We start from the raw sequence: 12,260 nt of genomic DNA, 5'->3' as shown, positions 1-12,260 counted from the left end.
GACCGGGTAGCGTCAGCCACTGTTAGCCGGGCTGTCTGCTGAGGAATCTATCCCGGAATGGAAGAACTGAACCACTCACTGTTTACTGCCATTAATGCCACACCAGCGTCACCTGCCTGGTTACTGCAACTGGCGACCTTTATTGCCAAAGATCTGATTGCCATCGTGCCGCTGCTCATCGTGGTGATGTGGTTGTGGGGGCCACGCGATCAGCTCTCTTCGCAGCGGGCACTGGTGCTGAAAACCGGCATGGCGCTGATCTATGCGCTGACGATCTCCTGGTGTGTAGGCCAGCTGCTGCCCCATCCGCGTCCGTTCGCCATTGGTTTCGGTTATCAGTTCCTGCATCATGCGGCGGATGACTCCTACCCCAGCGATCACGGCACCACGATTTTCACTTTTGCCCTGGCCTTTATTTTCTGGCATCGCCTCTGGTCGGGGGTGGTTCTGATGGGTGTGGGTTGCGCTATCGCCTGGTCACGGGTCTATCTTGGCGTTCACTGGCCGCTGGATATGCTGGGTGGATTCCTGGTCGGGCTGCTGAGCTGTCTGGCTTCGCATCTGGCATGGCAGTTCTATGGCGAGCGGATGCTGGCTGTTATCCATCCCCTCTATCGGGCGCTGTTTGCGGTGCCGATTCGCAAAGGCTGGACGCAGGATTGAAAAAAGAGGCGACAGCCTCCTGATAATTACCGTGCAGGTCTGCGATGCTCGCGGCATGATCGAGCCTGCTCAGGGAACAGGGTCAGATCGGAAAGACGCAAAACCGTCATCCCTGACTGCTCGGCCCGCGCCTTCCCTGGCGCGGGACGCTTTCCTCTTCTGACCCTGTTCCCTGCGCCTTACGTTGATGCGTAGCGGTTATCCCCTGGTCTGGATGCATTAACCGCTTCAGGGACGCGTCAGCGTCCCTGATAACTTATGAAAACCATTTCCCAAACCAGCCGTTAAATTTCATCATCACGAAGTCAATCATCCGGCTGAAGAATCCGCCTTCCTGCACATCCTGCATCACCACCAGCGGGCGCTGTTCAATGGTTTTGCCGTCCAGCTGAAAATCGATCGTGCCCACCACCTGATTCTTCTTCAGCGGTGCTTCCAGCTGAGGTGTGGTCAGTTTAAAACTCGCCTTCAGGTTCTTCATCTGCCCTTTAGGGATGGTCAGCGCCGCATCTTTTGCGACGCCAAGATTGACCTGGCTGCGATCGCCGAACCAGACCCGCTGCTGAGCAAAAGGTGCATCGGCTTTAATAGGGGTTACCGTTTCAAAGAAGCGGAAGCCCCACGTCAGCAGCTTTTCACTTTCGCGGAAGCGGATCGCATCGCTGGTGGTGCCCAGCACCACGGAGATCAGGCGCATGTCACCTTCGGTCGCAGAGGCAACCAGATTGTTCCCCGCCCCGGAGGTGTGGCCGGTTTTAACGCCATCGACCTTGAGATTGGTGCTCCACAACAGACGGTTACGGTTGATCTGGCGGATATTATTGAAGGTGAACTCTTTCTCTTTGTTCAGCGCATACTCATCGGGGACATCACGGATCAGCGCCTGCGCAATCAGGGCCATATCCCGTGCGGTACTGTACTGCCCTTCTGCATCCAGGCCGTGAACCGTCATAAAGTGGGTGTTCTGCAGGCCCAGCGCCTTCACGTAGTTATTCATCAGGCCGATAAACGAATCCTGACTGCCCGCCACGTAATCCGCCAGCGCAATACAGGCATCGTTGCCGGACTGGATCACAATGCCTTTATTCAGCTCATGTACCGGGATGCGGTCACCCGGCTTGAGAAACATCAGGGATGAACCGCGCAGCTTAGGATTGCCGGTCGCCCAGGCATCCTGTCCTACGGTAACCATATCATCCGGTTTAATTTTGCCCGCTTTAATCGCCTGACCCACCACGTAGCTGGTCATCATTTTGGTCAGACTGGCGGGATCGAGACGCTGATCGGCGCTGGATTCAGTTAAGACTTTACCGCTGGCGTAATCCATCAGGATCCACGCTTTTGCGTCAATGCCTGGCGCGGCGGGAGCCTGTTCAGCATAGGCGCTGATCGGGGCGATAATCAGTAATGAGGTAGCAGCGAGAAGCCGCAGGCGTGATGGGAAGCGAGTGTTTGTCATGGGCGTGGCCGGATTGTCCTTGTTAACGCGAAATTCCAGGGGCAGAAAATTCTCACTCAAACGCTAACCGTTGACGGCAGCGAAAAAAACCGCCGAATCGTAAAGTTTTTTAGAGTTTAGTCGATTTACCCTGGCACAACGGCCGCGCGCGTGCCCTTTCGCCTCGCTTCTGTCATTCCCAAAACTGCGTGAAATTCCGATTTTTCGCAGAAGAGTTAAGTCGGTCACAATTTTCCGCTAACCTGAAAGCCAGTCAGCCGAGGAGACCGACCATGGACTTAGCCCTTTTTGATCTGGATGAAACACTTATTTGTGAAGACAGCACCAGCCTGTGGCTGCGCTGGCTGGTATCACAGGGGTTCGCCCCCAGCGAACTGATCGATCAGGAACAAGCACTGATGGCCCAGTACTATGCCGGCACGCTCTCAATTGAAGAGTATATGAATAAAACCCTCTCACCGCTGTCGGGTATGGCCACCCTCACGGTGGAAGGCTGGGTGCGCCGCTTTATTCATCGCGACATCATGCCCCGCGTTTTTCCCGCGGCGCGGGAACGCATCGAGTGGCACCGGGCGCGCGGCGACCGCGTCATGATTATCTCTGCCAGCGGTGAGCATCTGGTGGTGCCGATTGCTCAGCAACTGGGGGCCTGCGGTGCGCTGGCGATTGGCGTTGAAATCGTGGACCAGCGTTACAGCGGCAATACCTACGGCACCATGACCTATAAAGAGGGCAAAGTGACCCGGCTGGGTGACTGGAAAGCGCTGCAGGCGGAGGAGACGTTTGACCGCACCTGGGCCTACAGCGATTCGATGAATGACCTGCCCCTGCTGGAGCAGGCCGATCACGCCCATGTCATCAACCCGGACGAAAGACTGCATCAGGAAGCGGTCAGCCGGGGATGGCAGGTTTATCACTGGGCACGCTGAATCAGCCGCGGGACGCGCCAGCGTCCTGCGCTAATCCCACTTTCAGCAGTTTGCCGTTGGCCTCATCGGTCAGCACATAGAGCCAGCCATCCGGTCCCTGCCGCACATCGCGAATCCGCGCATTCTGATCACCCAGCAGACGCTGCTCTTCCACCACTTTTTCGCCGTTCACACTCAGCCGAATCAGGTTCTTCTCTTTCAGCGCGCCGATAAACAGCGAATTCTTCCACTGCGGAAAACGGGCACTGTTGTAAAACGCCATGCCACTGATGGCTGGAGAGACTTTCCAGTGCCAGATCGGCTGCTCGGTGCCTGCAACATGGGTACCCTTTGACTCCGGCACTTTATCGCCGCTGTAGTCAATGCCGTAGGTCGCCAGCGGCCAGCCGTAGTTTTTTCCACGGCTCATGATATTCACTTCATCGCCGCCGCGTGGGCCATGCTCATTTTCCCATATCATGCCGGTCCAGGGATTCAGCGCCAGCCCCTGCGGATTACGCAGGCCAAGCGCCCAGATCTCCGGCCGCGCGCCGGGCTGTTTCACAAACGGGTTATCATCCGGCACGCTGCCGTCGGCATTCAGCCGCAGCAGTTTGCCCTGCAGTTTATCGAGGTCCTGCGCGGCGCTGCTGACAAAATTATCGCCGAAGGCGATCCAGAGATAGCCCTGAGTATCAAACGCCAGCCGGGTGCCGATGTTATTACCGCTGGAGAGCATCGGCGTCTGCCGGATCACCTCGCGGAAATCGCTGAGCTGGCGATTATCCCTGCTCAGTGTCCCGACACCGACCACCGCCCCCGCTTTGCCCTTGCTGTCAGCCTCGGTGTAACTGAGCCAGACACGACGGCTGCTGGCGAAGTCGGGAGCCAGCACCACATCCAGCAGGCCGCTCTGCCGCTGTGCCCAGACCTCTGGCACGCCCTGAATCGGCTGCGACAGACCGCTCTCCGGGTTCCAGCTGCGCAGCTGCCCGCTCCGTTCGGTTATCAGCAGCGTTTTATTATCGGGCAGAAAGGCAACCGACCATGGATGTTGTAACTTATCCTGTAACACCTCAACCTGCAGGTCAGCGGCAAACAGCGGCGGGACTGAGAGCAGCGAACCGGTCAGCAGCAGAACGGTTGAAAAACGGGACATAGAGTTCTCCTCATGGGATAGCGTGCCCTTAAGCGTAGTCAGCCCGCGCACAGTGAACCTGAGGATTTACAAAAGATTAAACAGGAAACCCGCCGCAGGACGCAGCGGGTGAGAGGCATTACTCGAAGCAGGTGTCCGGATTCTCAGACAGGGTGATGAACTGCTTGCCACCCTGGGTCAGCGCCATAATGGTGCCGCTTTCGATATCGTAAACCCAGCCATGCAGACGCAGTTTGCCGTTGCGCAGTGCGACGGAAACCGAAGGGTGGGTTTTCATGTTGTTCAGCTGCGCGATCACGTTCTCTTTGACCATCTCATTCAGCTTCTTCTCCGGTGAGTCATACTCACGCTGCTCGACCACCGCTTTTGCCGCATCGGCATAGCGCAGCCAGTGCTCTACTGCGGGCATGGTGTCCATGCAGGCGCAGGAAGCAATGGCGTTCATGGCACCACAGTTGGAGTGACCGCAGATGATGATGTCGGAAACGCCCAGCGCGACCACGGCATATTCGATTGTCGCGGATACACCACCAGGCTCCGGGCCAAATGAGGGAACGATGTTGCCCGCGTTGCGGATAACGAACAGCTCTCCTGGCTCCTGCTGCGTCACCAGCTCAGGCACCAGACGGCTGTCTGAACAGGAGATGAACAGGGCTTTCGGATTTTGATTTGACGCCAGGCTTTTGAAAAGATCCTTCCTTTCAGGAAACACATTCTGCTGGAAATTCAGAAATCCTTTGATGATCTCTTTCATTATTTAGCTCTCACATTATCCATTTCATTACCTGAGGGGCATAGCCCCCTCAGTGGGGTTAGCGGGTTTATTATTAATGAAAACAAGTGAATATCAACCCGCGTTTTTCATTCACTGTTCAGCCGGGGTTACGTACAGCGCTTCGCTTATCCGCCAGACAGCGGTCCAGGCGGCGATTTCTTTTTATAGCACGGTGAGTTACCACGACGCGCCCGTTTTTCTCTGAGCCTGATGCGGGTCTGCAAAGCGAACAGGCTTTTACGCGTTTTTTCACTACTTTACGTCGTGCGCCAGGCTGAAATCGTTTTCAGTCATTCACGCTCAGCGGACGCATCGCATCCGGCAGATTGCTGCGCCGTGAGCGTAATCCGCCGGGTGCAGTCAGCCAGCAGGGTTTTGACGGGAAGAAGCAGGAAAGATGAAATAGCGCGGAAAGCGGAGGCACTGCGGCGTGAAATAAATTTCGCCTCCCCGGCGCTGTAGACGCGCCGGGCAGAAAAGCGGTCATGCTGGTTCAGCGCTCAGCCATAAAGTTGCTGATGCGCCTTTTTCCGTTGCAGATAGTCCTCATCGGCCCGGAGACGGTCCCAGTAAGCTTTGAAAATGGCCGCCGCCGCGGCTTTTTCTTCGTTGACGCCACGCGGCAGCTCCTTGCCTTCAGCGTCATATTTTCGTCCGCCCTTGTGATTGCTGTAGCGGCGGGCACGGGTATAGCCCATCTGGATAAACTTGCGCGCCATATCCATGCCGACAAAGTCATCCTGACGCCGGTAATCTTCAAACAGCGCCATGATCTTTTCTGCCGACTCTTCAGCAATGGGAACGGTGCGAAATCGCCAGTGAGGCAGGATTTCGCTCTTATAAGGCTCGACCATCAGCACACCCTGCTCCCCGCGGCCGACCTGATATCGCTCAGGGTGCTTACGGAAGTCGATAGTGCTGAAGTCCTGATCATAATCGAAAGGTTTCATGTCTTTAGTTTAGGATCAAGTGCGTCGCGCAGCCCGTCTCCGAGTAAATTAAATGCCAGAACAGTGAAGAAGATCGCCAGACTGGGGAAAATCGCCACGTGCGGCGCGATAACCATGTCGGCGCGCGCCTCATTCAGCATGGCGCCCCACTCCGGCGTGGGCGGTTGTGCCCCTAAACCCAGAAAGGAGAGACTGGCAGCGGTGATGATGGAGGTGCCGACGCGCATGGTAAAATATACCACAATCGGTGAGACCGTCCCCGGCAGGATATGTCGCATCAGAATGGTCCAGTCAGAGGCGCCGATGCTGCGCGCTGACTCAATAAAGGTCTGATGCTTGAGTACCAGCGTATTGCCGCGCACCAGGCGGGCAAAAGCCGGGATGCTGAAGATGGCTACCGCCACAATCACATTGCTCATGCCGCTGCCCATAATGGCGACAACCGCTATCGCCAGCAGAATGCCGGGAAAGGCAAACAGCACATCACAGATGCGCATGATGATGCGGTCCCACCACCCTTCATAATATCCCGCCAGCAGGCCAGAGAGGGTGCCAATCAGCGCGCCGATCAACACAGAGAAGAAACCCGCAATCAGGGAAATACGCGTGCCGACCAGCACCCGGCTGAAGATATCGCGCCCCAGCGAGTCCACACCAAACAGGTGCATCAGTGACGGCCCCTCGTTGAGCCGGTCATAATCGAAATAGTTCTCCGCATCGAACGGCGCAACCCACGGTGCGATAAATGCCAGTACAATCAGCATCAGCACAAACAGGCCCGCCAGCAGCGCCACCGGCTGCCGTCTGAAACGCCGCCAGAACTCACGCCACGGTGTCCGCACCCGATTCTCCGCGAGCAGCGGCATGCTTTTCAGTGCCGCTTCGCGTCGCCAGTTTTTCATCGCGACTCCTTAAAGCGAATAGCGGGATTGATGACCGCATAGAGCATGTCGGTAAACAGATTGATCAGAATAAACTCCAGTGAAAACAGCAGGACCTCTGCCTGAATCACCGGGTAGTCGCGCATCGTCACAGAATCGACCAGCAGACGTCCCAGGCCAGGCCAATTGAAAACCACTTCAACCACAATCGAGCCACCCAGCAGAAAACCGAACTGCAGGCCCATCATGGTTACAACCGGGATCATGGCATTGCGCAGGCCATGTTTGACCACCACCAGCGACTCGCGTACCCCTTTGGCCCGTGCAGTCCGCATATAGTCTTCCTGCATGACCTCGACAAAGGAGGCGCGGGTAAAACGGGCCATCACCGCCGCGACCGCGGCACCTAAGGTGATCGAAGGCAGGATGTAGTGTTTCCAGCTCTCTGCACCTACCGTCGGCAGCCATCCCAGCTCAACCGAGAAGACCTGCATCAGCAGCATGCCGAGTGCAAAGGCGGGGAACGAAATGCCCGACACCGCCAGCGTCATCCCCAGCCGGTCGGGCCAGCGGTTGCGCCAGACGGCTGAGACAAGGCCAATCGCCATGCCAAAAATCACTGCCCAGACCATGCTGACCAGCGTCAGCCAGAGGGTCGGCATAAAGCGCGTGGCAATCTCTTCGGCGACCGGCCGTTTCGACACCATCGACTGGCCAAAATCGCCCTGCAGCGCATTCAGTAAAAAGTGCCAGAACTGCTGCGGCAGCGGCAGATCCAGCCCCAGCTCCTGCCGCACCAGCGCCACCACGGAGGCATCGGCTTCCGGCCCGGCGATCAGGCGTGCGGGATCGCCCGGCAGCAGGTGCACAAACAGGAACACCAGCACCGCCACAATCAGCAGCGTCGGGATCAGCCCGAAAAGTCGTTTAATGAAATAGTTAAACATGCAACATCCTGCAGCTGCGGCCAGCCCGCGGGCTGGCCGGCTCCGTTACTTCAGAGTCGCCTCATCAAAATTGAATGAGGTATCGGGCATCACATAAAAACCGCTGAGGTTTTTGCTGTTAGCAGAGACCAGCTGCTCAACCACCAGCGGGATCCAGGGGTGATCCTGCCAGATGGTATCCTGCGCATCTTTGTAAAGGCGCGCTTTCTCAGTACGGTCGGTGGTTTTCAGCGCATCGGCCAGATCTTTATCGACCTTTGGATTGCTGTAAAACGCGGTGTTGAAGATGGCCGGTGGCCAGGCTGCGGTGGCGAACAGCGGCGTCAGCGCCCAGTCTGCTTCGCCGGTTGAGGCGGACCAGCCGGTATAGAACATCCGCACACCGCTCTCTTTCTGCCCTTTGCCCTCAACTTCCGCCGCACGCTGACCGGCATCCATCGCCGTGACCTTAACCTTCACGCCCACCTGTGCCAGCTGCTGCTGGGTGAACTGCAGCACCTTCTGCGCAGTACTGTGGTTGTGCGACGACCAGAGCGTGGTCTCGAAACCGTTCGGATAGCCCGCCTCTTTCAGCAGCGCTCTGGCTTTGGCCGGGTCGTAGCTTATCGCCGGATAGCTCTGCGCAAAGTCGATGGAGGGCGGCACAACGCCGGTCGCTGGCGTCGCATATCCGGAGAACGCCACTTTCGCCAGCGCCTGACGGTTGATGGCGTATTCCAGCGCCTCGCGCACTTTCGGGTTATCGAACGGCTTCTGAGTCACGTTAAGGCTGATGTAGCGCTGCATGATGGATGGCGTGGTCACCACATCCAGCTTGCTGTTCTGCTCCAGCCGCTTCGCCTGCTCATAAGGCACCGGGAAAGCGAAGTTCGCCTCACCGGTCTGCAGCATCGCCGCACGGGTGTTGTTATCCACCACCGGACGCCAGGTGATGCTGTCCAGCTTCGGATAGCCCGGCTTCCAGTAGCCATCCCACTTCTTCACCTTCACAAAGTCAGTCTGATTCCAGGTTTCAAACAGAAACGGACCGGTCCCGACCGGATGGAAACCGATCTCTTTGCCATATTTTTTCAGCGCAGTGGGCGAAATCATCGCCGCCGCCGGGTGCGCCAGGATGTTGATAAAGGCGGAGAACGGCTCCTTCAGGGTCACTTTAACCGTGGTCGGATCCACCACTTCGGTGCTGGCGATATGTTTAAACAGGTTGTAGCGCTTGAGGTGATTATCGGGATTGCTGGCGCGATCGAGATTGACCTTCACGGCTTCGGCATTGAAGTCCGTGCCGTCCTGGAATTTGATGCCGGAACGCAGCTTAATGGTGTAGGTCAGTCCGTCCGGGCTGGCCTGATAGCTTTCCGCCAGCACGTTGGTCAGCTTCATCGCTTTATCAAAGCCGAACAGGCCCTGATAGAAAGATTTGGCGACCGCCTGCGACAGCGTGTCGTTGGCATCATAGGGATCGAGCGTCGTGAAATTGGACGCGACGGCAATCACCGCATCCTGTGCTGCCCAGGCGGGCAGTGCCATTGCGCTGCTTAACACGCCAGCCGCCAGTAACCCTTTACGCATCGTTATCTGCATCTTGTTCTCCTGTAATCCCTGTCGGGTTGGTCGCCGGGGCGACATCGTCACTGTTCAGGTCGCACTGATAACGTGGCGCGCGACGAAATGGCCCGGCGCCACCTCCATCAGCGGCGCCACTTCAGGCTCATCCCCTAATGCATGGATCGGGCTGGGGATCTCATCGACCAGTAAGGCTCGTTCACGACGGCGGTGAGCCGGATCGGCTACCGGCACCGCCGCCATAAGTTTGCGGGTATAGGGATGCTGCGGCTGCTCAAAGACCGCCTGACGCGGCCCTATCTCGACAATCTGACCGAGATACATCACCGCCACGCGGTGGCTGATCCGCTCGACCACCGCCATATCGTGAGAAATAAAGAGAAAGGCGATGCCAAACTCGCGCTGCAGGTCGAGCATCAGATTGATAATCTGCGCCTGAACTGACACATCCAGCGCAGAGACGGACTCGTCGGCGATCACCACTTTAGGGTTCAGCGCCAGCGCACGGGCGATGCAGATTCGCTGACGCTGTCCGCCGGAAAATTCATGCGGATAGCGCTGAGCATGCTCCGGCAGCAGACCCACTTTATCCAGCAGCCAGGCGACGCGCTGCTCCGCCTCGCGTCGCGGCATCACCTTATGTACCAGCAGCGGCTCCATGATTGAAAAACCCACCGTCAGGCGTGGATCGAGTGAGGCATAAGGGTCCTGAAAGATAAACTGAATGTCGCGTCGCAGATGGGCCAGTGCGGCACCGGAAAGCGTATCTATCCGCTGTCCGTCGAAGGTCAGCGTGCCGCCCTGGCTCGCCACCAGCCTGAGCAGTGAACGTCCGGTGGTGGATTTACCGCAGCCTGATTCGCCCACCAGCGCCAGTGTCTCACCGGCATAGAGGTCGAAACTGACTTTTTCGACGGCGTGAACCCGGCTTTTAACCCGATTCAGCAGCCCGCCGCGAATATCGAAGCGGGTCACCAGATCACGCACCTGTAAAATCGGGGGCTGCAGACGGCGTACCGTATCCTGCGGCACGTCTTGGGCCGCGTCGCTGTGCAGCAGGGGAAATTTCGCGGGCAACGGCTGGCCCTGCATGGCACCGAGCTTTGGCACGGCGGCCAGCAGCGCCTGGGTGTAGGGCTGTTCCGGTGCGCTGAACAGCCGGTCGACCGGGGCTTTTTCCACCACCTCGCCGCGGTACATCACCTGAACCCGGTCAGCCATTTCAGCCACTACGCCCATATCGTGAGTGATAAAAATCACCCCCATCTGCATCTCTTTCTGCAGCACGCGGATAAGCTGCAGAATCTGCGCCTGAATCGTCACATCGAGCGCCGTGGTTGGCTCATCGGCAATCAGCAGGGCGGGTTTGCAGCAGAGAGCCATTGCAATCATCACCCGCTGGCGCATCCCGCCTGACAGCTGATGTGGAAACCGGGAGAGGACATTTTGCGCATCAGGGATCCGTACCAGGTCCAGCATCCGGCGCGCTTCCGCCAGCGCGGCGGCATGACTCTGCCCCTGATGCAGACGAATCGATTCGGCGATCTGCTCGCCGACGGAGAAGACGGGATTCAGCGAGGTCATCGGCTCCTGAAAGATCATCGCCATATCGGCGCCGCGCACCCGGCGCATCTGCTGCTTTGAGGCACGCATCAGATCCAGCACCTCCCCATTGCGACGGCGCAGCAGCGCTTCGCCACTGACCTGGCCTCCCGCCTGCTCAATGAGCCGCATCAGCGCCAGAGACGTGACCGATTTGCCTGAACCTGACTCGCCCACCAGCGCCAGCGTCTCGCCGCGAAACAGATCGAGTGACAAATGGCGCACCGCGCGGGTCAGGGTCGCCTCATGCTGAAATTCCACGCTGAGATCGCGCACCGCCAGCACCTGCTCAGGGGCCAGGGTCGGATGCGTTTGCCTGTCGCTCATCTCTGCTCCTTAACTTTCGCGGTAGATAGCGACTTCCGCTGGCTCGCCCACCCGGGCGACGCCGCGGTACATTCCCTCGCTGTTAAACGGCAGGGCCACATTACCCGCACGATCGACAGCAATCAGGCCACCGCTGCCGCCCAGCTCCAGTACGCTGTCATGAATGACATTGACGCTGGCCTGCTGCAGCGTACGACCGGCATAGCGCATCTGTGCCGCCACGTCATAAGCGGCCAGCGTGCGCATAAAGACTTCACCGGTGCCGGTACAGGAGACCGCCACGCTGTCGTTGCTGGCATAGCAGCCCGCACCCGGCAGCGGCGAGTCGCCTACCCGTCCGGCCTGTTTATTCGTCATGCCGCCCGTTGAGGTCGCCGCAGCCAGATTGCCCTCCAGGTCCAGCGCCACCGCGCCCACCGTGCCAAACTTGCGGTCAGGGTCGAGCGGGTCGTCGTGGTGTGCCGCGCCATCATGGTCCAGCACCGCCGACTCGCTATTCAGCGCGCGCTGCAACTGTTCCCACCGTTCCGGCGTCGAGAAGTAGTCGGGGCTCACCGGCGCCAGCCCGTTCGCCACCGCGAACTGTTCAGCCCCCTCACCGATGAACAGCACATGCTCGCTTTTTTCCAGCACGGCACGCGCCGCCAGAACCGGGTTGCGCACCCGCGTCACGCCGGCGACGGCGCCCGCCTCCAGCGTGCGCCCATCCATGATGCAGGCATCGAGTTCATGCGTGCCCTGATGGGTAAATACCGCGCCCTTACCGGCATTAAACAGCGGGCACTCTTCAAGCAGCCGCACCGCTTCCGTTACCGCATCCAGTGCGCTGCCACCCTGCGCCAGGATCTGCTGGCCCTGAGTGACAATCTCCTGCAGCGCCTGACGATATGCCTGTTCTTTTTCAGCGCTCATCGCTGAGCGCGTAATGGCACCCGCGCCGCCGTGAATGGCAATCACTGCTTTAACCATAACGCTCTGCCCTGTTGCATCCGCATGAAAAACACTGATTTAAAATGGTTTTCATCC

The 12,260-nt window shown here is 58.3% G+C and carries 11 protein-coding genes; 2 read left to right on the top strand and 9 right to left on the bottom strand.

The genetic code is table 11. The features are described from left to right. Positions 1-57 precede the first annotated feature (57 nt). Positions 58-663, top strand: a complete 606-nt coding sequence (gene ybjG, locus AC1V0D_RS02575) for an undecaprenyl-diphosphate phosphatase (protein WP_046101501.1) — start codon at positions 58-60, stop codon at positions 661-663. A 256-nt stretch (positions 664-919) separates the two neighbouring features. On the opposite strand, the gene AC1V0D_RS02570 is transcribed toward ybjG, so the two are convergent. Continuing rightward, complete coding sequence (locus AC1V0D_RS02570) at positions 920-2,122, bottom strand: serine hydrolase (RefSeq protein ID WP_072052704.1); 1,203 nt, start codon at positions 2,120-2,122, stop codon at positions 920-922. A 272-nt stretch (positions 2,123-2,394) separates the two neighbouring features. Here AC1V0D_RS02570 and AC1V0D_RS02565 point away from each other — a divergent pair, with 272 nt between their 5' ends. After that, positions 2,395-3,051: an HAD family hydrolase gene (locus AC1V0D_RS02565; RefSeq protein WP_009091195.1), complete on the top strand. Its 657-nt coding sequence runs from the start codon at positions 2,395-2,397 to the stop codon at positions 3,049-3,051. 1 nt (position 3,052) lies between these two features. Here AC1V0D_RS02565 and AC1V0D_RS02560 read toward each other — a convergent pair whose 3' ends face one another. From AC1V0D_RS02560 to AC1V0D_RS02525, 8 genes are all read right to left on the bottom strand, one after another. After that, positions 3,053-4,189 (bottom strand): PQQ-dependent sugar dehydrogenase, encoded by a 1,137-nt coding sequence (locus AC1V0D_RS02560; protein ID WP_140924465.1) that lies wholly within the window; start codon positions 4,187-4,189, stop codon positions 3,053-3,055. Positions 4,190-4,307: 118 nt separating this feature from the next. Further along, on the bottom strand, positions 4,308-4,943 hold the full coding sequence (locus AC1V0D_RS02555) for a carbonic anhydrase (protein WP_009091197.1): 636 nt from the start codon (positions 4,941-4,943) through the stop codon (positions 4,308-4,310). 521 nt (positions 4,944-5,464) lie between these two features. Further along, complete coding sequence (locus AC1V0D_RS02550; protein ID WP_009091198.1) at positions 5,465-5,914, bottom strand: DUF4385 domain-containing protein; 450 nt, start codon at positions 5,912-5,914, stop codon at positions 5,465-5,467. Beyond that, positions 5,911-6,816, bottom strand: coding sequence for a glutathione ABC transporter permease GsiD (gene gsiD, locus AC1V0D_RS02545; protein ID WP_009091199.1), 906 nt, complete (start codon positions 6,814-6,816; stop codon positions 5,911-5,913). The genes AC1V0D_RS02550 and gsiD overlap by 4 nt, the downstream gene beginning before the upstream one ends. Then, the gene (gene gsiC, locus AC1V0D_RS02540; RefSeq protein WP_009091200.1) at positions 6,813-7,742 is read right to left on the bottom strand and encodes a glutathione ABC transporter permease GsiC; all 930 of its coding nucleotides are present in this window, start codon (positions 7,740-7,742) and stop codon (positions 6,813-6,815) included. Before gsiC ends, gsiD begins: the two co-directional genes overlap by 4 nt. A gap of 45 nt (positions 7,743-7,787) precedes the next feature. Beyond that, entirely contained in the window at positions 7,788-9,323 is a 1,536-nt protein-coding gene (gene gsiB, locus AC1V0D_RS02535) for a glutathione ABC transporter substrate-binding protein GsiB (RefSeq protein WP_058957698.1), read from the bottom strand. A 54-nt stretch (positions 9,324-9,377) separates the two neighbouring features. Then, the gene (gene gsiA, locus AC1V0D_RS02530; protein WP_337021414.1) at positions 9,378-11,234 is read right to left on the bottom strand and encodes a glutathione ABC transporter ATP-binding protein GsiA; all 1,857 of its coding nucleotides are present in this window, start codon (positions 11,232-11,234) and stop codon (positions 9,378-9,380) included. 9 nt (positions 11,235-11,243) lie between these two features. Further along, on the bottom strand, positions 11,244-12,203 hold the full coding sequence (locus AC1V0D_RS02525; RefSeq protein WP_325973469.1) for an isoaspartyl peptidase/L-asparaginase family protein: 960 nt from the start codon (positions 12,201-12,203) through the stop codon (positions 11,244-11,246). Between the last annotated feature and the right edge of the window lie 57 nt (positions 12,204-12,260).

This window comes from Pantoea sp. PA1 (assembly GCF_056856975.1).
This window is presented reverse-complemented; position numbering and strand designations above follow the sequence as displayed.